Annotated in this window: 18 protein-coding genes; 8 read left to right on the forward strand and 10 right to left on the reverse strand. The window is 62.2% G+C overall.

Annotation, left to right across the window (positions count from 1 at the left end; all coding sequences use genetic code 11):
- Nucleotides 1-223: 223 nt before the first annotated feature.
- The 3 genes from KUW00_RS11635 to KUW00_RS11645 all read right to left on the reverse strand — a co-directional run bounded on the left by KUW00_RS11635 (nucleotide 224) and on the right by KUW00_RS11645 (nucleotide 6,760).
- Nucleotides 224-1,918 (reverse strand): hypothetical protein, encoded by a 1,695-nt coding sequence (locus tag KUW00_RS11635; RefSeq protein WP_222569140.1) that lies wholly within the window; start codon nucleotides 1,916-1,918, stop codon nucleotides 224-226.
- Between the two features lie 400 nt (nucleotides 1,919-2,318).
- Nucleotides 2,319-5,444: an FAD-binding and (Fe-S)-binding domain-containing protein gene (locus KUW00_RS11640; protein ID WP_222569228.1), complete on the reverse strand. Its 3,126-nt coding sequence runs from the start codon at nucleotides 5,442-5,444 to the stop codon at nucleotides 2,319-2,321.
- A gap of 68 nt (nucleotides 5,445-5,512) precedes the next feature.
- The gene (locus KUW00_RS11645; RefSeq protein WP_222569141.1) at nucleotides 5,513-6,760 is read right to left on the reverse strand and encodes an aspartate aminotransferase family protein; all 1,248 of its coding nucleotides are present in this window, start codon (nucleotides 6,758-6,760) and stop codon (nucleotides 5,513-5,515) included.
- Nucleotides 6,761-7,066: 306 nt separating this feature from the next.
- Between KUW00_RS11645 and KUW00_RS11650 the strand changes: the two genes are divergently transcribed.
- The 4 genes from KUW00_RS11650 (at nucleotide 7,067) to KUW00_RS11665 (ending at nucleotide 11,940) form a co-directional block, all read left to right on the forward strand.
- Nucleotides 7,067-8,068, forward strand: a complete 1,002-nt coding sequence (locus tag KUW00_RS11650) for a TAXI family TRAP transporter solute-binding subunit (protein ID WP_222569142.1) — start codon at nucleotides 7,067-7,069, stop codon at nucleotides 8,066-8,068.
- Between the two features lie 60 nt (nucleotides 8,069-8,128).
- A complete protein-coding gene (locus KUW00_RS11655) occupies nucleotides 8,129-10,087 on the forward strand; it encodes a TRAP transporter permease (RefSeq protein ID WP_108131682.1) in 1,959 nt (652 codons plus the stop codon).
- Between the two features lie 206 nt (nucleotides 10,088-10,293).
- On the forward strand, nucleotides 10,294-11,199 hold the full coding sequence (locus tag KUW00_RS11660) for a LysR substrate-binding domain-containing protein (protein ID WP_213228378.1): 906 nt from the start codon (nucleotides 10,294-10,296) through the stop codon (nucleotides 11,197-11,199).
- A gap of 306 nt (nucleotides 11,200-11,505) precedes the next feature.
- Entirely contained in the window at nucleotides 11,506-11,940 is a 435-nt protein-coding gene (locus KUW00_RS11665) for a hypothetical protein (protein ID WP_045990950.1), read from the forward strand.
- 122 nt (nucleotides 11,941-12,062) lie between these two features.
- Here the strand turns inward: KUW00_RS11665 and KUW00_RS11670 are convergent, their stop codons facing one another.
- The 6 genes from KUW00_RS11670 to KUW00_RS11695 form a co-directional block, all read right to left on the reverse strand.
- Nucleotides 12,063-12,731, reverse strand: coding sequence for an amino acid ABC transporter permease (locus tag KUW00_RS11670; RefSeq protein ID WP_213228380.1), 669 nt, complete (start codon nucleotides 12,729-12,731; stop codon nucleotides 12,063-12,065).
- 5 nt (nucleotides 12,732-12,736) lie between these two features.
- Entirely contained in the window at nucleotides 12,737-13,477 is a 741-nt protein-coding gene (locus KUW00_RS11675; protein ID WP_222569143.1) for an amino acid ABC transporter ATP-binding protein, read from the reverse strand.
- 16 nt (nucleotides 13,478-13,493) lie between these two features.
- Nucleotides 13,494-14,162 carry an amino acid ABC transporter permease gene (locus tag KUW00_RS11680; RefSeq protein WP_222569144.1) on the reverse strand — a complete coding sequence of 223 codons (669 nt, stop codon included), beginning with the start codon at nucleotides 14,160-14,162 and terminating at the stop codon, nucleotides 13,494-13,496.
- Between the two features lie 67 nt (nucleotides 14,163-14,229).
- Nucleotides 14,230-15,090 carry a transporter substrate-binding domain-containing protein gene (locus tag KUW00_RS11685; RefSeq protein ID WP_083970166.1) on the reverse strand — a complete coding sequence of 287 codons (861 nt, stop codon included), beginning with the start codon at nucleotides 15,088-15,090 and terminating at the stop codon, nucleotides 14,230-14,232.
- 282 nt (nucleotides 15,091-15,372) lie between these two features.
- Nucleotides 15,373-16,569 (reverse strand): NAD(P)-binding domain-containing protein, encoded by a 1,197-nt coding sequence (locus tag KUW00_RS11690; protein WP_222569145.1) that lies wholly within the window; start codon nucleotides 16,567-16,569, stop codon nucleotides 15,373-15,375.
- A gap of 88 nt (nucleotides 16,570-16,657) precedes the next feature.
- Complete coding sequence (locus KUW00_RS11695) at nucleotides 16,658-17,185, reverse strand: MarR family winged helix-turn-helix transcriptional regulator (RefSeq protein ID WP_222569146.1); 528 nt, start codon at nucleotides 17,183-17,185, stop codon at nucleotides 16,658-16,660.
- A gap of 512 nt (nucleotides 17,186-17,697) precedes the next feature.
- On the opposite strand from KUW00_RS11695, the gene KUW00_RS11700 reads away from it, so the two are divergent.
- From KUW00_RS11700 to KUW00_RS11715, 4 genes are all read left to right on the forward strand, one after another.
- Complete coding sequence (locus KUW00_RS11700) at nucleotides 17,698-17,916, forward strand: hypothetical protein (RefSeq protein WP_108131675.1); 219 nt, start codon at nucleotides 17,698-17,700, stop codon at nucleotides 17,914-17,916.
- Nucleotides 17,917-18,134: 218 nt separating this feature from the next.
- Nucleotides 18,135-19,277: a TauD/TfdA family dioxygenase gene (locus tag KUW00_RS11705; protein WP_222569147.1), complete on the forward strand. Its 1,143-nt coding sequence runs from the start codon at nucleotides 18,135-18,137 to the stop codon at nucleotides 19,275-19,277.
- Entirely contained in the window at nucleotides 19,278-19,865 is a 588-nt protein-coding gene (locus KUW00_RS11710) for an HD domain-containing protein (protein WP_124802336.1), read from the forward strand.
- A 170-nt stretch (nucleotides 19,866-20,035) separates the two neighbouring features.
- Nucleotides 20,036-21,673: a BCCT family transporter gene (locus KUW00_RS11715; RefSeq protein ID WP_181248556.1), complete on the forward strand. Its 1,638-nt coding sequence runs from the start codon at nucleotides 20,036-20,038 to the stop codon at nucleotides 21,671-21,673.
- A gap of 187 nt (nucleotides 21,674-21,860) precedes the next feature.
- Here KUW00_RS11715 and KUW00_RS11720 read toward each other — a convergent pair whose 3' ends face one another.
- The gene (locus KUW00_RS11720; RefSeq protein WP_222569148.1) at nucleotides 21,861-22,778 is read right to left on the reverse strand and encodes a LysR substrate-binding domain-containing protein; all 918 of its coding nucleotides are present in this window, start codon (nucleotides 22,776-22,778) and stop codon (nucleotides 21,861-21,863) included.
- Between the last annotated feature and the right edge of the window lie 54 nt (nucleotides 22,779-22,832).

Consider the following 22,832-nt stretch of genomic DNA (forward strand, 5'->3'; position numbering starts at 1 on the left):
CAAACAACGACGCCCGGGGGACCGGGCGGTATTGGGCGTGCACGGGTTGGGGATGGTGTTCGAGCGCCGTTGCCTGGCCATCGGCGTGCAGGGGGCGGACAACTACCGCAAGGGGCTTGCCGTGGGGGCTGTTGAGCAGGCCGATGTGTCTTCATGGCCTGAAAACGGACGCGGACGGTCAGAGGAATCGCTTTCAGGCCCCAGCCGCGCCCTGTTGCAGATCTTAAATCGCCTGCCATGCCTCCGGCAGTTCCACATACCCACTCACTGCCGATCCGACAAAGGAGGCGGCAGCCTCGAGTCCGGCCAGCGCCATGGCGCCACCATGCCAGCCGAAGATACCATCGCCCGAGTCCCGAGATGATTCAGCGCTGAAGGAAGCCTCGTCATCGAACAGGTCACCAAGGTGAAGGGCGTCATCACGGGCCGCGGCCGAGAAGACGCTATCGCCGGCATCGGCAAGCGCGACCTCTTCCCTCGACCACTCGGCGCCTTGGCCGTCCCGAGCTGCATCGACGAAGGCAATATCGCGATCGAACCAATCGAATCGAAACTCGTCTTCCAGACGATCGTCTTCGATAACGTAGCGTAGGCCGGGACCGGCACCGCGAAAGCCGCCGCCGTACTCGAACTCGATGCGCTCGATGCCGCTCGCCAGGGTCAGGGAATCATGGCCGGACACGCCAATCCGCCCATCATCCAGCCGGTAGACCTCGTAGTCGTCCGCCTCTCCCTCGAATAACAGGGTGTCGGTGCCCTGCCCCCCTTCGACCTGATTGGTGCCGGTCGAGACCCGGATCTGGTCGTCTCCGGCAAAGCCTTCGATGTAATCATCGGACGCGCCGTCACGCAGCAGGTCGTCAAAGACACTGCCGACAATAAAGGCCGGCTCGCCCGCGTGATTGGATGTCGGCGAGTCGATATCGCCCACCCAGTATATCGCGCGCCCAGCGGCACCAAGCGAGGACACCACCACTACGCTGTCCTGACCCATCAGCTCATAAAACGATGAGGAGACAATGCGCGCGACCGCGTCCGACGTGATGCCACCAAGATGCGCGCCCCAGGCGAAGGGATTCAGGCCGCTGTCGCTGGCCAACAGCCAGGGCGACTTGCTGTAGACAGCATCGAACAGCACCAGATTGTCCACGGAGCTTGAGTAGTTCTCATCGCTGTTCTCCAGAAAGCCATCGAAGCCCTCGAGCGCCGACTTCAGATCCTCGTGGTCACCGACGAAACGATGGATGACGTCGTTCTCGAAACCGATATTGAGCACATTGTCGGCTTCGAAGATCAGCGGTGACGCATGGCCAAGATAGTGACTGTCAGCGAAGAACCCACCCGCCAACTGATCCGAGAAGCGCGCCTGGATATTGGCCAGCGCCCCACCCAGGCTGTAGCCGGTAATGATGGCGTCATCACCCTCAAGTCCATGCTGGTCCATGAACGACGCCACCCCGGACAGCACGGGCGCCATGGTCTTCGCGATCTCCTTACCGGAATTCAGAAAGGAGTAGTCGGCGATATCTACCGGGGCATTGGTACCGGCATAGGCCACGCTGACGCGGCTGATGTTGCCCAGGGCGTCTTGCTCGGCCAGGACCTTGAGCTGGGGGCCACGGGAGACATTGCCGAGCAAGGGGCTCCGAAGCGTGATGTAGCCATCGACGTCCACCAGAGAGGATGGCAACCCCAGTTCGCTGGCCGAGACTTCTCGCCAACCACCCGGCAGGCCACTGGTGACCTGATTGGCTGAAAAGGTCCCCGATCCTGCGATGCTGTCCAGGGTCACCAGCATCTGTCCAAGGGGAAGCCCGAGCGCACGGTCTGTCTGCGAGTAGGTCGCCAGCGCATGCGAGGTGACGGCGAGCTCGGCAGAGGCCGACGAATCAAGCCCGGAGATCGTAAAAAGTGGCATAGAACATCCTCACCTGTGAACTTCCGCACAAGAAAAGACAACAGCCTAGCCCAGTTTCTACGCTTTCCGACCCCATCATTGCTTCACCGACTTTTCAGGCAAAGCTGCTGCGATAAAGCGTCGAAAAAAGAAGCGATATGGAAAGAAGATTCCTCCCACCCTTCTTGTATTTTACGAGCTATCACGACGGTGAGTTTTACCGGACCACCATGCCCGAACCAGTGTCGATCGCTGCGTAGATGTGCCCGAACGGTGCACTGGCAATGGCCCGCCAAGCACCTGGCCGGCTAGCGCTCACGGGCTATCGCGCTGCCGGACCAGCTATGGTTAAGCCAAGGTTCAGCCAAGGTTCAGAAGAATGGAGAGACATCGCTCTACGGGCGCACGACGGGCGCAACTCTCACTCAGTCTTGGGTCGATGCCTCAAGCACGCGAGTAGCCCCTGAAGCGGATGTGGCAAGTGGGCGCCAGAAAACCGCCGAGCCTGGCAGCGACAGGAATAGCCGCTGGCCAACAGGCGTCCCTGAAGATCCGGATCCTCGACTCGGGGCTGCCAAGATTGCGCATAGATAAGCGCAGACGTCTGGCGATGCTCCACCTCATGGCCGTAGGTGCCTGCCATGCCGCAACAGCCGCTTTGCAGCACCTCGAGCGACAGACCAAAGGCTTCGTACAGACGCTGCCAGTCCTTGGCCGCCCCGGACACATGGGTCGCCTCGGTGCAGTGAAGCAGCAACCGATAGTCCGGGTCCTTGACGACCGACGACCGTGCGGCTTGTTGCGCCGCTCGCGGCCTGCTCGTCAGCCACTGCGCCAGCCAGGAGCCCAGCAGTTGCACCTGGGGCACCGCAGCGGCGCCCAGTGCCTTCACGTACTCCTGGCGATAGGTCAGCGTCATGGCCGGGTCGATGCCGACCAGCGCCACCCCGGCCTCGGCCAGCGCCCGCAGGCGCTCGGCCTGCCGTGCGGCGGTGCGTTCGAAGGCTCCGAGAAAACCCTGGACATGCAGCGGCTTGCCGTTGGGGCCATGGGGGGCCACGAACACCCTCACTCCGAGCCCTTCCAACAACTCGACGGTATCCATCACCAGACGGGATTCGAAGTAGCTGGTGAAGGCGTCCTGTACCAGCACCACGCTGCGCGCCTTTTCCGCCTCGTCCAGGCGCTTGAGCGCCTCTGGCGTGGCCCGCTCGACCCCATGGCGATAGAGCCAACCATCAAGGCGCTCTGACGACAGCCGCGGACTGTCGACCACACCGAACACACTGGCCATCAGGCGCGAAACTCCTGGTATTCGCAGCGTGGCGTTGTACAGCGGCGCAAACCGCGAAAGTGTCGGCAGCATGACTTCCAGCCCGCCGACCAGGTAGTCCCGCGGCGCGCGCAGGTAACGGCTGTGATAGAGCTCGAGAAAACGCGCCCGGAAGCTCGGTACATCGACCTTGATCGGACACTGGCCGGCGCAGGACTTGCACGACAGACAGCCGGCCATGGCCTCATGCACCTGATGCGAGAAGTCTCGCTCGCCGCGACGGCGCCACAGGCTTCGCCCCAGCCTTGCGGGGAAGGCCTTGAGCGCCGCCCAGGCGCTGCGCTTGCGCAGCCGTCGGGACACGTCCAGCACATCGACACCCGCCAGTTGCTGCTGGCGTAGCCATTCACGCATCAGGCTGGCACGCCCCTTGGGTGAGTGGATGCGCTGCCGCGTCGCCTTCCACGAAGGGCACATGGCGTCGTCGGGATGATAGTTGTAGCAGGCGCCGTTGCCGTTGCAGTACACCGCCTCGCCGTAGGCCTGCCACACCCGCTCGTCGATCTGGCGATCGAACTGACCACGCAACGCCACCCCATCCACCGCGAGCAGCCCCGGGTCGCTCTCACGGCCCGTCGTCTGGTTGGCGTCGTCGAGTGGATCGGTGGGGGGATCAGTGAGCGGTGTCGCGATCTTGCCTGGGTTGAGCTGATTGCAGGGGTCGAAGGCGCCCTTGAGCCGTTGCAGGCTGGGGTAGAGCGGCCCGAAGAAGGCCGGGGCATATTCCGAGCGAATGCCCTTGCCATGCTCGCCCCACAACAGCCCGCCGTACTTGTGCGTCAGCTCGGCGACCTCATCGGTGATCTCGCGAATCAACGCCACCTGGGCGGGGTCCTTCATGTCCAGAGCCGGACGCACGTGCAGGACCCCGGCATCGACGTGCCCAAACATCCCGTACTCAAGCCCCCTGGCGTCGAGCAAGGCGCGAAATTCCGCGATGTAGTCCGCCAGGTGCTCGGGTGGCACGGCGGTGTCCTCGACAAAGGGCAGCGGACGCTTCTCGCCGGCCACATTGCCCAGCAACCCCACCGCGCGCTTGCGCATGGCATAAACCCGGGTAATCGCCTCGCGTCCCTGGGCCAGGGTGTGGCCCAGACGCCTGACACTCGAGTCTTCGTCCAGGTACCGGCAAAAGGCCTCGACCCGGCGTCCCAGCCGCGCCAGATCATCATCGTTGAACTCGACCAGGTTGATGCCCTGGGTCCGGATATCGCCGGTATCGGGGAAGAACTCGCTGACCGAGTCCCAGACATAGTCACCACGGGCCAGCTCCAGCACCCGCTCGTCCACCGTTTCGATGGAGGTGGGAGCAGCGTCGCTGGTCATCAACGCCCGAGCGTCACCCAGCGCCTCCATGAAACCGGCGTAGCGAACATTGACCAGGGTCGAGTGGGCCGGGATCGGCAGCACCCGGAGCACCGCCTCGCTGGTGATGGCCAGCGAACCCTCGGCGCCGCACAGCACGCTGTTGAGGTCGAAGCGGCCATCCGCCGTGGTCAGATGGGCAAGATCGTAACCGGTGAGGCAGCGATTGAGCGGCGGAAAGGTCTCGTCGATACGCTCACCTTCGCACTCGAGAATGTCGCGGACGACGCGGTGCACGCGGCCCACACCGTCCTTGCGAGCGCACAGCGCCGCCAGCTCGAACTCGTCCACTGGCCGGCTGACCAGGCGCTCGCCGCCCAGCAGAACGCTCTCGAGTTCCAGCACATGATCGCGGGTCTTGCCGTACTCGCAGCTGCCCTGGCCGCTGGCATCGGTGGCGATCATGCCCCCGAGGGTGGCGCGGTTGGAGGTGGACAGCTCAGGGGCAAAGAACAGTCCGTAGGGCTTGAGCGCGGCGTTGAGCTGATCCTTGACCACCCCGGCCTGGACGCGCACCCGGCGGCGTGCCACGTCGATCTCGAGGATGGCGTTCATGTGCCGCGACACATCCACGACCAGACCATCGGTCAGGGATTGCCCGTTGGTGCCGGTGCCTCCTCCCCGGGGCGCCAGCACCACCTGGCGGAACGCTTCGCGCCCCGCCAGCTCGGCGATACGCACCAGATCCTCGGTCCCGCGAGGATAGAGCACCGCCTGGGGCAGGCGCTGGTAGATCGAATTGTCGGTGGCCAGCACCGTGCGATTGGCGTAGTCAGGGGCGACCTCCCCTTCGAAGCCCTGGTCCACCAGGGCTTCGAGAAAACGCCGATAGCTCGTGGCCACGTCCATCCCCGCATCATTCCAGGCGTGGTGGCGGGAGTCGTGGCGGGCGTCATCACGGAGGGCGATCCGGGCAATCATGGCGTGAGCGTCGCCAACGCGCGCTCCAGCCGCGCCATACCTTCTCTCAACACCTCAGGCTCTGCGGTCAGCGGGGCCAGCAGGCGCAGCACGTTGCGGCGACGCCCACTCGGCATCAACAGCACCCCCGCCTCGCGTCCGGCGGCCAGCAACGCGGCCAGGTGCTCGGCGCCGCTGGCCCCCGCGGTATCGTTGAACACGATGCCGCGCATGGCACCTACCCCGGTCAAGGCCCCCACCATCGGAAAGCGCTCCTTCAGGCGGGCGTGGGTCGCCACGATCAGTGACTCCTGGGCCTCGCTCCAGCCCGCCAAGCGCGCCTCGCTCATCACCTCCATCACCGTACGAGCCGCCGCACAGGCCACCGGGTTACCGGAGTAGGTCCCGCCGAGCCCCCCCTTGGGCAGGGCATCCATGAATCGGGACTTGCCGGCCACCGCCGCCAGCGGCAGCCCCGCCGCCATGCTCTTGCCCATCAACAGCAGGTCAGGCTCGACGCCCAAATGGGTGAACGCAAAACGCCTACCGGTACGCCCGAATCCGGACTGGATCTCATCGAAGATCAGCGCCATGCCGTGGCGGTCGCAGAATTCGCGAAGGTGCGCGGCGAAGGTCGCATCGAGCAGGCGGAAGCCGCCCTCGCCCTGCACCGGCTCGACGATGATCGCGGCGATCTCGTCAGCGGGCAGCTCGACCTCGAGCAGACGGTCGAGGGCGTGTATGGCCTGCTCGGTGCTGACATCGTTGTCCCGGCTCGGGAACGGCAAGTGATACACCGGCCCCGGCAGACTGCCTAGTCCGGACTTGTAGGGCTTGACCTTGCCGTTGAGGTTGAGCGCCGCGAGGGTGCGGCCGTGAAAACCGTCATCGAAGGCGATGACCGCCTGACGACCGGTCGCCGCTCGCGCCACCTTGAGGGCATTCTCGGTCGCCTCGGCACCGCAGTTGGTCAGCATGCACGACAGCGGGTAGGACACTGGCACGAAGGAATCGAGCGCCTGGGCCACCTCCAGGTAGCCGCGGTGGGGCAAGGCGTTGAAGGCGGAATGCATCAGCCGATCCACCTGGGCTTTCACCGCATCCACTACCGCCGGATGTCCATGGCCCAAATTGAGCACGCCGATGCCGCCGATAAAGTCGACGTAGTGTCGACCGTCCTCGTCCCATAGCTCGGCGTTGCGCCCATGCTCCACACACAAGGGGTGAACGATGCCCAGCGAGGCGCTGACGTGAGGAAAGTCCATGTCCGGTACCTGTCGAATCGTCGAGGAATTCAGGACGACGATGTAACCAGTGGCACTGGAGCTCTTCAAACGAAAAAAAGCGTCTTATGCATTCCAGAAACGAATACCAGGCGCGTCGATATCCTCCCGAAAAACTGCGGCATCGGCACGTAAATGAGCAAAAGGAATAGATCGAGTATTAGATTTCTTTTGTGGGTAACAAAGGCACGTGGTAACAATGCCCGCCGCTCTGCATGCGCCAGCAACAATAGCCAAAAAAACATGGCCAGAGAGCCACGACATCCCCTAAAACGACAGGAACGTCACATGACTCATCCCCTGAAGCCGGCCGCGATCGCCATCGCCGCATCCACTCTTCTCAGCGCCTGCAGCGACGGAGCCTCCTCTACCCCGAACGTGGCGATCGGCCCGCCCGCCAGCACCACCCAACTGGTGTCCAAGCTGCTGCTCGACGCCCACGGGGTGAAGGAAGATGACTACAGCGCCTATCAGGAAGGTTTCGGCGCGGCGCTCGACGGTGTCCAGGACGGCAATATTGACCTGTCGATCGGCATCCTCGGCTTGCCGTCCGGAAGCATCGAGAACCTTCAGGCAGCCGCCGGTGACGTTCGCATGATCGGCCTGAGCGACGACGCGGTGGACTATATCGAAGCCAATAGCGAGTACCGTCGCTTCGTCATCCCCCAGGACAGCTACGAGTTTCTTGACCAGGACGTGACCACGGTGACCGCCTACGCCGTGCTGGTGGGCAACACCCACAGCATCGACGAGGAGCTTGGCTATGAACTGGCTCGCCTGATGCACGAGAAGGCCGAAGAAAACACCCACGCCCAGTCCGCCTTCATGACCCTGGAGAACGCACTGAACGGCTCCGCTGGCATCCCGATCCATCCGGGTGCCAAACGCTACTACGAAGAGCAGGGACTGGAGGTGAGCAACCCGGTGGCTCAGCTCGAGATCCAGGGCGACAAGAGCGAGTACATCCTCGGTACCGGCAGCCAGGGCGGCACCTACTACCCGCTGGGTGGCGAGATGGCCACCATCTGGAACAACTATCTCGACGGGGCCAACTTCACCAACATCGAAACCGGCGCCTCCATCGAGAACCTCGTCAGCATACGTGACGACCGCATGGACCTGGGCATGACCGTGCATGCACCGGCCAAGGACGCGGTATCCGGCAACGGTGAGTTCGACGACAACGCCATCGCCAACGTCGCCTTTATCGGCCACATCTATCCGGAAGTCATCCAGATCGTGACCCGCGAAGACAGCGGTATCACCAGCCTCGACGACCTCGCCAAGTAAACCATGTCATCGTCAGGCGCCGGCGTGTCGGCGCCTGGCGATCATCGGGAGATTCACGCCATGGTCGAAAAAACAACGGCCGATGCCCCTCGGCAATTGCTCGAGAAGTACGACCGGGAGTCCAGCGTTCGCGCTCACCTGGGCCGCTGGGGCTGGGCGGTGTCGCTGCTCGGCATCGCGCTGACATCCTTTCACCTCTATACCGGCTACTTCGGTACCCTGCCATCGCAACAGCAAGGGGCGGTACACCTGGGCCTCGCGCTCGGGATGATCTTCCTGCTATTCCCCGCCTGTCGCGGCGAGCGCGCCCGCCGAGCGGTGCCCTGGTACGACGTGGTACTGGCCTTCACCGCCACCTTTGGCGCCTACTACAAGATCCTGTTCTACGACGAGGTGCTGCGCGCCCGCATCACCGGCTATTCCACCCTGGACCTGATCGTGGCCGGCGCCGGTGTGCTGTTCGTGCTGGAAGCGACGCGTCGCACCGTCGGCTTGCCCATCGTGATCGTGGCCCTGCTGGCGCTGGCCTATGCCCTGCTGGGCAACCATATTCCGACGGCGCTGCTGTCCCACCCCGGGTTCTCGCTCGAGCAGGTCGCTCCCTATCTGTGGTTCCGCGAAAGCGGCGTGTTCGGCACGCCCCTGCAGATCTCGGCGAAGTTCATCTTCCTGTTTCTGTTCTTCGGCGTGGTACTGATCCAGACCGGGGTCGGCCGCTTCTTCAATGACCTCGCCTTCGCCGCCACCGGTCGCTTCACCGGCGGGACCGCCAAGGCGGCGGTGATCGCAAGCTCGCTGCAGGGCATGATCTCGGGCAGCTCGGTCGGCAATACCGTGGCCTCGGGCTCTTTCACCATTCCGATGATGAAGAATGCCCGCTTCCGTCCCGAGGTCGCCGCCGCCACCGAGGCGTCGGCCTCCACTGGTGGGCAGATCATGCCGCCATTGATGGGCGCGGCCGCCTTCATCATGGTCGAGTACGTCGGCGTGTCCTATCGCGAGATCATGTACGCCGCACTGATACCGGCGCTGATGTACTTCACCGGTATCTTTATCGGCGTGCACTTCGAGGCCAAGCGCAGCCGTATCCTGGGCATCCCCAAGGACCAGCTTCCCAGCAAGCGCAAGCTGTTGATGCGTCAGGGGTACATGCTGCTTCCGCTGGCGGTGATCGTGACCACCGTCAGCGTCGGCTTCACCGCCCAGCGTGCCGCCCTGCTGGGCATCGCCGCAGCACTGGCGGTCAGCCTGCTGCGCAAGGAGACCCGACCGTCGCTTGCCGACCTGGTACGCCTGCTGGACAAGGGCGCCAGGGTCGCGCTGCCGGTGATCGCCGCGGTGGCCACCGCCGGCATCATCGCCGGGGTGGTGGGCATGACCGGGCTGGGCGCCAAGTTCGCCGCTGGCATCATCAGCCTGGCCGACGGCACCCTGATCCTCGCCCTGATCTTCACCATGCTGGCCTGCATCGTGCTGGGCATGGGCCTGCCGACCACCGCCAATTACGTCGTCACCGCGACCATCGCCGCGCCGGCGCTGATCAACGAGTTCGGCCTGGCGCCCATGGCGGTGCACCTGTTCGTGTTCTACTTCGGGATCGTGGCCGACATCACGCCACCGGTCTGCCTGGCGGCCTACGCCGGCGCAGGGATTGCCGGGGCCAATCCGATGAAGACCGGAGTGACGGCGCTGAAACTGGCCATCGGCGCCTTCATCATCCCCTACGCGCTGATCTACAACCCGGCGCTGGTGATGATCGACGCCACACCGCTTGGCCTGGTACGCGATGTCGGCTTCCTGCTGGTGGGCCTGGTCGGCGTAAGCGCCGCTTTGATCGGCCACTTCGTGCGCGATGCCCTGATGTGGGAGCGGGCGGTGCTGCTGGCAGCGGGCCTGGCCATGGTGGCCCCGGCCCCCATCACCAGCAGCCTGGGGCTGGTGGCCCTGGCGCTGGTGGCATTGTGGCAGTCACGCCGCCCCGAGGCGCCGCTGGATACGGCAACGTCGGCCCAGCGCTGACGGCGACGATGTCGATAAGCGCCAGTTCCCGGCGACCTTGGTCCCGGTAGCCCTGTTTTCGGCGGCCCTGTTCCCGGTAGCCCAGTGGCCGCCGGGAACTTAAATGAGCACCTCAGCAGGAGGTCGTTTCGAAAAACGTACCGGCAACAGCGGTAGTCCCTCGGTTGGGGTAGAATGGCGGTTTTTTACGCTGGAGTCAGCGTTCGATGAAGGCCCGTCATCTCCCCTCGACCACCACGCTTCAGTGTTTCGAAGCCGCCGCCCGGCACCTGAGTTTCACCCGGGCGGCGGATGAGCTGAGCATCACCCAGAGCGCCATCAGCAAGCAGGTGGCCCAGCTCGAGGACTACCTGCAGCACAAGCTCTTCCGTCGACTCAGGCGCACCCTGGTGCTGACGCCGGAAGGCTCGCTGTACCTGACCGAGGTGCGCAAGATCCTGGCCCACCTCGAGATGTCGGCCAACGCCATCATGACCTACAGCGGCCACGGTGACGTGCTCAAGGTGGCCACGCTTCCCACCTTCGGCACGCGCTGGCTGTCGTTGCAGCTACCGGCCTTCTTCGAGGCTTACCCCGGTATCACCCTGCACCTGTCCGACCGCGTGGAGACCTTCGATCTGGAAAACGAAGGCATCGACGTAGCGATCTTCCACGGCCACGGCAGCTGGCCCAACCTCGAGTGTCACAAGCTGTTCGAGGAAGAAGTCATGGCGGTCGGCGCACCCGGCTATCTGGCGCGCCAGCGCATCGACAGCCCCGCCGATCTGGCCAACTGCCGGCTGCTGCACCTGTCGACCCGCCCCGACGCGTGGCACCGCTGGTTCGATGAACAGGGCATTCGCACCGATCGCAGCTACCACGGTATCCGCTTCGAAACCTTTCAGACGCTGATTCGCACGGTCATGGCCGGCGGCGGCCTTGCCCTGATTCCACGCTTCATGATCGACCATGAACTAGAAGCCGGCGCCCTGGTCCCCGCCTGGCCCACCCTGTTGCGCGGTCCCAACGCCTACTACCTGGTCTATCCCGAGCACCTGGGAGAGCTCGCCAAGGTGCGCCAGTTCGTCGACCACCTCAAAGGCTGCGCCGCACCACAGGCCCCACCCGAGTAGGCCCGGTCATAGCAGTCCCCGCCCGAGTAAGCCCCCCGCGAGTAGTCCCCGTCCGAGCTAGCTCCGCCCGAGTAAGCCCCATCCGAGTAGGCCCGATCTAAGTAGCCCCCGTCCGAACAGCTACCAGGGGCGTCGCCGGCTGAGCCCCTCCGTTTTCTGTGGCTCGGCAAATGGCCTGGCCCCTTCGCTGCTCCTGCACGAAAAGTTTTCTTCTGGTTGTAAGGTCCCGCTTTCAGATGCGACACAGCCCCCCACGGCGCTCGCCCATCGAGCGCCATCCCCTAGAAGACGACCAAGGAAGCTCAGATGCACACTGAAGGAAACGAGATGGCGGGCCTCAAGGGCGGGCTGCTGGCGATGCGTATCGGCATCTTTCTGGTACTGCTGGTCTGGACCCTGAGCAAGTTCATCAATCCAAGCCAGGGCAGCGGGATCATGGACAAGTACTTCGGCATCGCCGGCGTCGGCACCGCCGTCGTGGTGGCGCTAGGTGTGCTCGAACTGGTGCTGATCCTGGCCTTCGTCAGCGGCAGCTTCAAGCGCATAAGCTATGGTGGCGTGCTGCTGGTACACGGCGTCTCGACGCTGGTGACCATCCCGGCGATGGTGACCGATCCCTTCGGCCATATGCTGTTCTTCGCCGCCCTGCCGATGCTGGCCGCCTGCTACACCCTCTATCGACTGCGCGACCACGACACCCTGCTGACCCTGGAACGCCCGGCGCCCCTCGCCACCGCCTGAGGCGACGTCGCCAGAACAGACGCGCCCCCGATGAGCAACCACTTGCTCACCGGGGGCGCTTGATGTAGCGACTTCGGTAGCTCACTACTGGTCCACTGCGAGGCTCCAGACGCCTCTCGGGCTCACTGAGTGGTCACCCCAGGCACCCAGGTCTTCCGCTCGACCCAGCCAAGCAGGCTTGCCACACTGGACGTCAGCACGAGATAGATGATCCCTGCCCAGAGAAAGACGTGGAAAAAGTCCAATGTTCTCGAGCCGATATCCTGAGCAATTGCCGTAATCTCAACCACGCCGATGGTATAGGCAATGGAAGTGAACTTGAGCTCGATGATCGCTTCGTTGGACCACTGAGGTATCACCCTCCGCAACGCCTGCGGCAACATGACGTGTCGGATAGCCTGCCATTTGCTCATCCCGCACGCCCTTGCGGCGGTCAATTGCCCTGAAGGCACCGACAGGATCGAACCACGAAAGTACTCTGCCTGGTAGGCGGCACTGTTCAAGGTGATGGCGATCACCGCGGAGGTGAAAGCATCAAAGACAATGCCTACGTGGGGGAGACCCAGATAAATAAAGAACATCTGGACCAGCATCGGCGTCCCGCGAAAAAGCTCTATATATGCGGTACTGATCCAGTACCAGACTCGCCCGCCGTAGACACGCGCCCAACACAGCGCAAGCCCGAGAAAGAAACCGAGCGTGATCGCAATCACCCAGAGGGCGAGGGTGATCGGGACCCCTGTGAGGAGTTGCGGCAGCCACTCAAGGCCAAAGCTCAAAAAATCCATCATAGCGCTCACCCATGCTCTGCGATGACGTTGAGGAAAGCCTTGGTGCGCTCATTCTCTGCGCCTGTGAACAGGGTCTGCGGGTCACCCTGCTCAACGATATAGCCCTTCTCCATAAAGATGATCTCGTCGGCAGCCTGACGTGCAAAGCTCATCTCGTGAGTTACCACGACCATCGTCATCCCCTCGCTGGCGAGTTGCTGCATGACTTTGACCACTTCCCCCGTCAACTCAGGGTCCAACGCTGATGTAGGTTCATCAAACAGCAGCACGTCAGGGTCCATCGCCAGCGCCCTTGCAATAGACACACGCTGCTGCTGACCACCCGAGAGTTCTGCCGGATACGCATCTGCCCTGTCCGACAACCCCACTCGCTCCAACTCCTCGTAAGCACGACGAGTCGCCTTATCTCTCTCGACTCCATTTACCCTGATTTGGCAAATTCGTACGTTGTCCAAGACGGTCAGATGGGAGAACAGGTTAAAATCCTGGAAAACAAAGCCGATCCGCGCCCGCATCTTGTCGATATTACTGTCGGTGACTTCTTCTCCCTTGAGGAAGACCTTGCCATCGTCGGGGTGAGTGAGATGGTTGATACTGCGCAAAAGCGTACTTTTTCCTGATCCGGATGGACCAATAAGAACTTTTGTTTCACCCCGATGAAGAGAAAAGCTGATACCTTTCAGGACCTCTACACCGCCATAGCTTTTCTTCACATCTTTTACATCGAGAACCAGATCGCTGTCCATATCATTATCTCTCATCTTATTTTTCGAACCCCGGAACCGACAATTTCCTTTCAAAAGCATAAAGGGCACTATTCCCGGCTCTATTTAGAATAAAATAGAGAAGAGCGACTACCGCAAATACGATGAGGACGTTTCCTTGGGTACTGGTAATTATATAGTGAGCTTGACGCGTCAGTTCGACAACACCGATCACGTACGCCAGAGACGTTTCTTTTATCTGAGATGAAAACTCATTTGTCCAAGGCCCTATTGCGTGTCGTATGGCTTGAGGTAAAACGATATATGCAATCGCCTTGGAACTAGACATTCCCATCGCCCTCGCAGCCAGCATCTGGCCCTCAGGAACAGACTGGAAGGCACTACGAAAAATCTGAGATTGATAAGCAGCAGATCTTAGCCCCATTGCCAAAACTGCCGCAGCGAAAGCGGAGATATCGTATACCCCAGATAGTCCATAGAAAAAAATGAACAGCATTATAATGATTGGAATACCACGAAAAACTCGCTCGTAGACGATCAACGGCCACTGAACAAAACGAGAACGCGGCCCGTACAGCTGTATCAAGCATATAGCCAGGCCAAGAAATAAACCTATAACCAAAAGACAGAACAAGAGGGCAATCGCGACCCCCAGCCCTTTCAAAAGAAAGGGAAAGTCTCTAATAAGCACATCATAGATATCCATGACATCTGCCCCGATGAAAAAAGGCGCTTCCGCTCGAGGAAGCGCCTACAGCAATATAACGCCAGATTTATTCGTTTCCGAGCTCGGGAAGTCCACTCACCGGCTTGTCATAGGTATCTACAAAATCCGGCATATGGCCAGGAATGGCAGGCGCCACAACCCCGGGGATATAGCTGCTTACGATTTCCTGCCACTCACCAGAATCATAAATATTCATGATACCCTGGTTCAACTTGCCCAGGACCTCCTGCGGATCATCCTTGGTGACAGCCAGCGCCAAAGGAGCACGAATATAGATCTTGCCAGCCATTTTTACCGGTCGGCCAGAGTTGATATATTCCTGAGCGGACGTATCGTCCACAATGACCGATGAAATCCTGCCGATCGCCATGTCATCGACAGCGGTCACGTAGCTATCGTACTTGGAGAGAGAAACGTCAACATCGCTATTATTGATAACGTTCTCTTCCATCCATGCCTGCTGAGACGAACCACCTTGGACGCCGACACTAGCGCCGCAGCAGACTGCCGTAAAGACATTGGCGTCAGAGTCTTCAGGAACCAACACAACATCGTTGGTTTCCCACCAGGGTATACTGAAATCGATGGCCTCTGCCCGCTCCTCTGTCACAGTCAGCCCGGTCGCCAATATATCAATCTTTTGAGCCGCCAGCGCTGGAATCAGAGAAGGGAACGGCATGTCCTGAAATTCAATCTCAAAGCCTTGATCTTCAGCGATAGCACTCATCGCATCGATGGCAATGCCCTTGAACTCACCACTTTCTACATATGCCCAAGGCGGAAAGGAGGCTTCAATACCCACCGTATATGGGTCTTGAGCCAATGCCGTCGAGGAAATTCCCGTTCCTGCAAGACCCACTGCTGCTAGAGCAAAATAGGTGACCCAGGATGGCTTCTTGTTATTCATAATTGCCTCATATTGTCTAACGAATTTATCGATTAACCAATTCAATATGGTGGCTATAAAGGCCGCATGTCAAGCCAGCGACCTTTCGTTAAAAATGAGTTTATGCATTATCGCGAATCAAACAAAAAAACCTTTGCTCTCCCGCTAAATACAGAAAAAATCCATACTCATTGCTGCTCCGACAAAAAAAATGGCAGGCTGGCGCTCCTTGCCATCTTCTTGGGCACTCACCCACGGTGACAGCCATACCCCGGAGCAGTTCACCATCCGGCATGCCCCGCCCTACTCTCGCTGTGCCGCCCTTTCCGCCAGCGTTGCCACCACCGAGCGCACCTGTTCGTAACCGGTCCTCAACAGGAAGGTGGGGGCACGGCCGTAGCTCTTGATGCCCAGGATATACAGCCCCTGCTCCGAGTGGCGGAGCTCCTCGGCGCCGTGGGAGGGTACCGAGCCACAGCTGTGTACGTTGGGATCGATCAACGGCGCCAGACGAACCGGACTCTGGGTGGCCGGATCCAGCTCGAGGCGAAGCTCGGTCAACAGCGACAGATCCGGCCGGAAGCCGGTAGCGACGATGACCTCGTCCACCGGCGGCAGGCTCTGACCTTCCCCGTGGATGAGCAGACCATCGGCCCCCTTTTCGAGTCGCTCGATCCTGACCCCGGGATAGATCTCGATCCTGCCATCGCTCACCAGGCGCTGAACCTCCAGCCCGAGCCGACCACGTTCCTCGAGAGGATCGTCGGCGCACCCGCAGAACATCCTGGCCGGTGAATCACCACGGATCGCCCACAGCACCCTGGTATCCGGGGCTGCCTCGCCAAGCTCGGCCAGATCGCGGAGCAGATTGAAGGCCGAATGCCCGGCGCCAACCACCAGCACACGACGGTTGGCGTAGCGATCGCGCCCCTCCTTCAGCACCGCCGGCAGACCGTAGGTCACTCGCTGTGCCCGTCGCGCTTCCCCCAGCGCTGGCATGCCGTGGGCTCCCATCCAGTTGGGCTGGCCGAAGGTACCGGAGGCATCGATGACCGCATCGGCCAAAAGGTCGCGCTCGCCATCGGGGGCTTCGATCCTCAAGACGAACGGCGCCTCGAAGCGCCCCTTGTCCTTCAGCACATCGATACCAGTCCGGCTCACTCCCAGCACGCGGCTTTGCAAGTGCACGCGGTCTTGGAGTTCAGGCAGGTTCGCCAGCGGCTCCAGATAGTGCTCCACAAGCTCCTGGCCGGTCGGGCAAGCATTGCCGCCTGGTGGCTGCCATCCCGAAGCCTTCAACAGTGCGGCGGCGTGATCGTCGAGGTTACATTCCCAGGGCGTGAACATTCGCACATGCCCCCACTGCCGCAGATGCTCACCGACGCCCGTCCCCGCTTCGATGACTACCGGATCGAGTCCATGCGCTAGCGCATGGGCGCAGGCGGCGAGCCCGACGGGGCCGCCTCCGATAATCGCGATCCTGCCGCTTGTCTGATTCATCTATCGCTCCTTCAATGAGTAGCATCTAGGCAGGAATGCCATCGCACCCGAACTTAGTTGTTAGTACCAACGAAATAGGCAAAAAAACTCAGGTCTCGTCCTCTACAGAACTCAGGGTCCCAGGCCCCGGACCACAGCGCCGATGCGCGGCCTGGGTCAACTGCCGTATCAGGGTCAGCGCCGCCTGACGCATATCCGGGGTGAGACCTTCGAGCATCGCCCGCTCTTCAGCGATCAGGTCGGCGCGAATCGTCTGGTACAGCGCTTCTCCCTGCACCGTGGGGCGAATCAGCGCGGCACGTCGATCTACTGGATCGGCAACCCGGTCGACATGTCCCTTGCGCACCAGGGCGTCCACCACGCGACTCGCCGTGCTCTTGTCCAGGTACATTTCGCTTGCCAGCCCCTGCAGGCGCAACGGCCCTTGATGAACCAGGGTCTCCAAGGCATAGCACTGGGCCACCGAGAGGTCATAGCCGCAGATGCGATCGCGATCTCGAAACTGATGGACCCGAATCAGTTGATTGAGCGCGTCGTAGAGTGCTCGGGCATCCCGGTCGAGGTTCTCGCCGCTCGGGAGGTCGCGAGGGTTGTCGCTGTCGCTTTGGGGACGCATCGTGTCTCAGGCAGTTTAGTTGGTACCTGCAACGTAAATGACGGCCCTGCGTGGGTCAAGCCGCTCTCTTGCCCCTCCTTCTCCCCTTTTCTTCACACCGGGCGCCTGTTGCCGGTCCTGCGCCCCCCGGGCCGAGCTACGCACTGATGATTCGATAGCTCCGCGCCTTCGGCGAGCGGCATCGCCATATAGAAGGGAACGAGAGAACGCTCAAGCAAGCTGCTACGACCTCATTGACAGCCGGTCACCTGCGGGATAGGTTGGGGTCTGCGCCGATTTGAATCTCAGCTTGCGGGCGCTTTAAAAAATGCAGCTAAAGCGACGCCAGAGGCCCGCTTTAGCTATTGCTGAGCGGGTTTTTTGTTGCCCGAACACTTTTTATTACCGAACAACGTAACGCCGCCGATTTAAGCACCAACTTGCGGGCGGAATACAAGTGCAGCTAAAGCGGCGTGCGACTCCTAACCCCTGGGTCGGCGCTTGCCGACTCACAAGGGGACCAGGAGACAGACATGACCACTTCCACCCGCCCTGCTCGCAGCCTCACCACCTCTTCCAAGCCGTCCGCCCAACTCAAGACACTGTGTCTGACACAGGACGATCTGGTGCGCGCGGAATTTCGCAACGACGTGATTCTTGCGGGTCTCGACAGCCGCTTACGCCACCCCTCGCGCCACCATTCACGCCAAGGCTCGACACCGGATAACACTCGCGACAACTGGCGGCCGTAGAGAGCTGTCGCCTGGAGCCAAATCCAGGTTAGCTTGACGGCCATGAACCCCTCTGCGCGTATTACAGCGTCTACCTCAGGCGTCCGGTACTGCCGGGCGCTTTGCCATCACGGGTATAAAGAAAATGCATGGTGGAGGATAAGCCAGCGCCTCTACTCCTTCGCCGGGAGATGGCTCAGCATGCGCGCCGAACGCTTGCCAGACACCGGAGCCCTTCGATGCGAAAGCCAACCTCCCGCCCTGAGTTCGTCATCCAAGAACAGTCCCCGGCCGTCGTTGTCGTCGACGGCCAGCAGTCACGCGAGATCAGCCCGCTGTGGCTGCGCGAACGTACCCAGGCGCCGGATCAACTGGAGCCGATGACCCAGCAACGGCTGTTCGACTCCCACGCCATCGACGCGAATCTGACGCTGACCCAGGCGACCCAGGTCGATGAGCAGCAGGTGGCGCTGGTCTTCAGCGACGGCCATCGCGAGACCTACGATCTGCGCGTCCTGGCCGAGGAACTCGGTGAAAGCGAGCTGTTTCCGGCCGCCGAACCCTGGGACGCCTCGCTCGACCAGAACAAGGTGCGCTTTGACTGGACCCAGGTGCTTGACGACCCCGACGTCTTTCGCGAGTCACTGGATGCCTATCTACGCTACGGCTATCTGGTGCTTTACAAGGTACCCACCGACCCGGAACGCATCCTTCAGGTCGGCAGCCACTATGGCTACGTCAAGGAAACCAACTTCGGTCGCTATTTCGAGGTCTATTCACGCCCCAGCGGCAATGACCTGGCCTATCGCAGCGTGGCGCTTGGTCCCCACACCGACAACCCCTACCGCAACCCGGTGCCGGGTATCCAGCTGCTGCACTGTCTGGTCAACGAGACCAGCGGCGGCCTGTCCACCCTGGTCGACAGCCTCAAGGTTCTCGAGCGGCTACGCCAGGAGACCCCCGAGGGCTACGAGCTACTGAAACATACCCCGGTACGCTTTCGCTTCGTCGACGCCGGCACCCAGCTGGTGACCCAGCGCACCATGATCCAGACCGATGACGACGGTCGCCCCACCGGCGTTCACTACAGCCCGCGCCTGGATGGCCTGCCGCTGCTCTCCGACGCCGAGACACGGCTGTTCCACCGCGCCCGCCAGCGCCTTGGCGAGCTGTTTGCCGACCCGACCTACGAGGTACGCTTCGCGCTCGGCGCCGGCGAACTGATGCTGTTCGACAACAGTCGCGTACTACACGGCCGTACCAGCTATGACAGCAACGAAGGACAGCGCCACCTGCAGGGTTGCTACCTGGATACCGACGGCCCGCGGGAGCGTTTCGCCAGTCTCTTGAAGCAACATGCGTCCATCGAGGAGGTCGCCTGAATGGAAAAGGTCACGTTTCGCCAGATGAAGGACGGGACTCGGGAGGAATACGTCTTTCTCGAGCAACTCGAAGATAACTTCAACCAGGGGTTAGTCGACCGCCTGCTGGACGCGCTGCGCCGACTCGAGAACAGCCTGAGCGGCTACCAGGTGACGCGCCTGGAACACTCGCTGCAGTCGGCGGCACGGGCCGAAGCCGACGGTGCCGACGAGGACATGATCGTGGCCGCGCTGCTGCACGACCTCGGTGACGACCTGGCGCCCTACAACCACTCCCAGCTAGCCGCCGCCATCATCCGGCCCTATGTGCGCGCCGAAGTGACCTGGGTGATCCATCACCACGGACTGTTCCAAAAAGTGTACTATGCGCACCACTTCGGAGAGGATCCGCACGAACGCGATCGCTACCAGGACCATCCCTGGTATCAGAGTTGCGTGGACTTCTGTGAACGCTACGATCAGGCGGCGTTCGATCCGGACTATCCGACGCCACCACTGGAACACTTCGAGCCCATGCTGCGGCGCATCTTCGCTCGCCAGCCCTTCGATCCGGAGGTGATCGGCGAGGAGCATCCGCTGGAGCCATGAGCCACAGGTCTGACGCGGCGGCTCGCCCCTAGCCGCCGCGCCGACAAGGCCGCTCACGGTAGCGGCAGCGGGATCGCCGGCCCGAGGTCCGGCTCAAGAGGACACAGACTATCGCTACTCCAGAATCATCTTCCCCGGGGTCTCCCCCCGACGACAATCCCCACGCGGTAATGGGCACCGACTACAAGGTGACCGAACTCGAACAACGCGGCCCCTTCCAGGGCATGCACCGCGGCATGACGATCACGTCAGGGGCACTGATCCTGCTCTTCGTACTGTTCACCGGTCTCAGTTCCGACACCGCCGCCGTGGTCTTCGGCACCGCACGCGCCTGGATCGAGGGCACCTTCAGCGGCTACTACCTGGTGACCGTGGTCGCCCTGCTGGTGGTCTGCGCCTTTATCGTCTGCAGTCGCTACGGCAGCATCCGTCTGGGCACCGACGACAGCCGACCGGAGTTCAGCAACTTCGCCTGGTTCTCGATGCTGTTCTCCGCCGGCATCGGTATCGGCATCCTGTTCTTCGGTGTCGCCGAGCCGATCTTCTATCTCGATAATACCGACTCCTTCGGCTACCCCAACAACCCCCACGCCGACATGGCCGGGGCCACCGCCATCGGGCATGAGCGCGCCATCGACGCGCTGCGGGTGACGGTCTTCCATTGGGGACTGCACGGCTGGGCGATCTACGTCATCGTCGGCATGTCGCTGGCCTACTTCGCCTACCGCAAGGGCCTGCCGCTGGCGTTAAGATCGGCGCTGTACCCCTTTATCGGCGACCGCATCTTCGGGCCCGCCGGGCATCTGTTCGACATATTCGGCGTGCTGGGCTGCGTGTTTGGTGTGGCCACCTCGCTGGGACTCGGCGTCAGTCAGATGGGCGTGGGACTGGAAAAGTTGTTCGGCATCGACGATGGCCTGCCGACCCAACTGGTGCTGATCGCGGTGATCTCGACGCTGTCGATCATCTCGGTGGTCAGCGGCGTGCAGAAGGGCATCCGCATCATCTCGGTGCTCAACATCTGGGTATCCGCGGTGGTGATCGGCATCTTCCTGTTCGGCGGGCCGACCCTGTGGCTGATCCAGACCTTCGGCGAAACGCTGGCGGACTACGCCACCGAGGTCATTCCCATGGGCCTGTGGTACGCCGAGCAATCCGGTACCAGCGAATGGCAGCAGGCCTGGACCATCTTCTACTGGGGCTGGTGGCTCGCCTGGGCTCCCTTCGTCGGGCTGTTCATCGCGCGCATCTCCAAGGGCCGCACCCTGCGCGAATTCGTCCTCGGTGTGCTGCTGGTACCGACGCTGCTGGCCTTTGTCTGGCTGGTCATCTTCGGCGGTAACGCCATCCACCAGGAGCTGAACGCCGCCGGTGGCGCCGGCACTGCCGGCATCATGGAGATGGTGCGCGCCTGGGATCTGCCGTCTGCGCTGTTCGCCACCGCGGACGGGATCGTCGGCTCTGGCGTCTTCGGCTGGGTGCTGTCGGCCATGATGGTGTTCCTGCTGATGAGCTGGTTCATCACCTCATCCGACTCCGGCACCCTGGTGCTGACCACCATCCTGTCGCTGGGCGATGACGATCCGCCCAAGCTGTTCCGCGTCTTCTGGGGTGTGGTGATCGGCCTGGTGGCCGCCGTGCTGCTGGTGGTCGGTGGGCTTTCCGCCCTGCAGACCGCCCTGATCGCTGCCGCCCTGCCGGTCAGCGTGGTCATCCTGGTCATGACCCTCGGCGTGCTGCTCTCGCTGTTCCGCGAACCGGGCGATCCCTATCGCCAAGGGTTCCGACTGCGCCCGCGCCGGCGCTGACAGGCCGCCCCGTGCCCACATCGGGCACGGGGTCCTGGACCCCGCCCCTCTCTATCCTCGTCACCTCTCTTCCTCTCTCCCCCTCTCCCTCTCTGCACCTTTGCCATCACCATGGCGAACGCATCCACGCCCAACGCATGCCCTGCTTTGCGTCAGTGCGTCTTATCAGCCCCGATCTGGCGCCCCCTCAGCGCAACCGCCCCGGGTCTCCCGAGGTGGCTCCCTCACCACGATGCACCGCGTCCAGCAGCCAGTCCTTGACCGGCTCCGTGACCGCGCTGCGCTGGTGCTTGACGCTCAGCCAGTAGCCATAGTCTTCCCGCGTGACCTGCGGTCCCAAGGCAGTGAGCTGGCCGGTGACCAGATACTCCTCGACCAGGTTCGACCAGCCCAGCGCCACGCCCTGATGCGCCAGCGCCGCGTTCAGCAACAGCGCGTAGTTGTGGTAGGCGAAGATATCCTCCGCCGGGGGTGGAGTGAGCCCCGCATGGCGGCACCACTGGGCCCAGTCCAGCCAGCGCGGATTCCTGATGTCCTGGTGCAACAGCGAGAGCCGTGACAGGTCCTGTGCTGACAGGGGGCCTGATAGCCCATGTGCCTGCGCGTAGTCTGGGCTGCACACCGGGAAGACCGCCTCCCGGGCCACCAACTGCCCTTCTTCCTGGGGCAGATAAGGCCCGAAACGAATCGCGATGTCGGCGGCCAGCAGCTGCGGATCGTCCGAGCGGTCGATCGGCATCAGGTGAAAGCTGAAGTCGGGAAAGGCCCGCTTGAGCGCCGGTAGCCGAGGCAACAGCCACAGGTGGGTAAAACCCGCGTCGGCTGCGATGACGACCGTTGGCGCTGGCCCCTGGCCGTGGCGCACGAAGCGATCACAGGTGTCTCTGAGGGTGGTGAGACTCGGCGCCATCTCGCGGTAGAAGCGCTCGCCCTCGACGGTCAGGCTCAGCCGGCCGCCGTGCCGGTCGAACAGTACCAACCCCAGGTATTCCTCCAGCCCCCGGATTCGCTGGGAGATGGTCGGCTGGGTGGTTCGCTCGGCCTCCGCGGCGGCGGTCATGGAGCCGAGCCGGGCCGTGGTCTCGAAGGCGATCAGCGACTTCATGGAAGCGGGGTTGGGGTTCATAGGCAGAAGATGTGATGGGCCGGGTAGTTTGCA

The sequence above is a fragment of the Halomonas sp. DP5N14-9 genome, assembly GCF_019802175.1.
GTDB classification, from domain to species: Bacteria; Pseudomonadota; Gammaproteobacteria; order Pseudomonadales; family Halomonadaceae; genus Halomonas; species Halomonas litopenaei.

What these genes read in the sequence shown, in the direction of transcription:
- KUW00_RS11715 (WP_181248556.1), top strand. Translation starts at nt 20,036, where the DNA reads ATGGGCACCGACTACAAGGTGACCGAACTCGAACAACGCGGCCCCTTC.
- KUW00_RS11650 (WP_222569142.1), top strand. Translation starts at nt 7,067, where the DNA reads ATGACTCATCCCCTGAAGCCGGCCGCGATCGCCATCGCCGCATCCACT.
- KUW00_RS11705 (WP_222569147.1), top strand. Translation starts at nt 18,135, where the DNA reads ATGCGAAAGCCAACCTCCCGCCCTGAGTTCGTCATCCAAGAACAGTCC.
- KUW00_RS11685 (WP_083970166.1), bottom strand. Translation starts at nt 15,090, where the DNA reads ATGAATAACAAGAAGCCATCCTGGGTCACCTATTTTGCTCTAGCAGCA.
- KUW00_RS11695 (WP_222569146.1), bottom strand. Translation starts at nt 17,185, where the DNA reads ATGCGTCCCCAAAGCGACAGCGACAACCCTCGCGACCTCCCGAGCGGC.
- KUW00_RS11700 (WP_108131675.1), top strand. Translation starts at nt 17,698, where the DNA reads ATGACCACTTCCACCCGCCCTGCTCGCAGCCTCACCACCTCTTCCAAG.
- KUW00_RS11690 (WP_222569145.1), bottom strand. Translation starts at nt 16,569, where the DNA reads ATGAATCAGACAAGCGGCAGGATCGCGATTATCGGAGGCGGCCCCGTC.
- KUW00_RS11645 (WP_222569141.1), bottom strand. Translation starts at nt 6,760, where the DNA reads ATGGACTTTCCTCACGTCAGCGCCTCGCTGGGCATCGTTCACCCCTTG.
- KUW00_RS11680 (WP_222569144.1), bottom strand. Translation starts at nt 14,162, where the DNA reads ATGGATATCTATGATGTGCTTATTAGAGACTTTCCCTTTCTTTTGAAA.
- KUW00_RS11635 (WP_222569140.1), bottom strand. Translation starts at nt 1,918, where the DNA reads ATGCCACTTTTTACGATCTCCGGGCTTGATTCGTCGGCCTCTGCCGAG.
- KUW00_RS11670 (WP_213228380.1), bottom strand. Translation starts at nt 12,731, where the DNA reads ATGATGGATTTTTTGAGCTTTGGCCTTGAGTGGCTGCCGCAACTCCTC.
- KUW00_RS11665 (WP_045990950.1), top strand. Translation starts at nt 11,506, where the DNA reads ATGCACACTGAAGGAAACGAGATGGCGGGCCTCAAGGGCGGGCTGCTG.
- KUW00_RS11710 (WP_124802336.1), top strand. Translation starts at nt 19,278, where the DNA reads ATGGAAAAGGTCACGTTTCGCCAGATGAAGGACGGGACTCGGGAGGAA.
- KUW00_RS11660 (WP_213228378.1), top strand. Translation starts at nt 10,294, where the DNA reads ATGAAGGCCCGTCATCTCCCCTCGACCACCACGCTTCAGTGTTTCGAA.
- KUW00_RS11675 (WP_222569143.1), bottom strand. Translation starts at nt 13,477, where the DNA reads ATGGACAGCGATCTGGTTCTCGATGTAAAAGATGTGAAGAAAAGCTAT.
- KUW00_RS11640 (WP_222569228.1), bottom strand. Translation starts at nt 5,444, where the DNA reads ATGGACGTGGCCACGAGCTATCGGCGTTTTCTCGAAGCCCTGGTGGAC.
- KUW00_RS11655 (WP_108131682.1), top strand. Translation starts at nt 8,129, where the DNA reads ATGGTCGAAAAAACAACGGCCGATGCCCCTCGGCAATTGCTCGAGAAG.
- KUW00_RS11720 (WP_222569148.1), bottom strand. Translation starts at nt 22,778, where the DNA reads ATGAAGTCGCTGATCGCCTTCGAGACCACGGCCCGGCTCGGCTCCATG.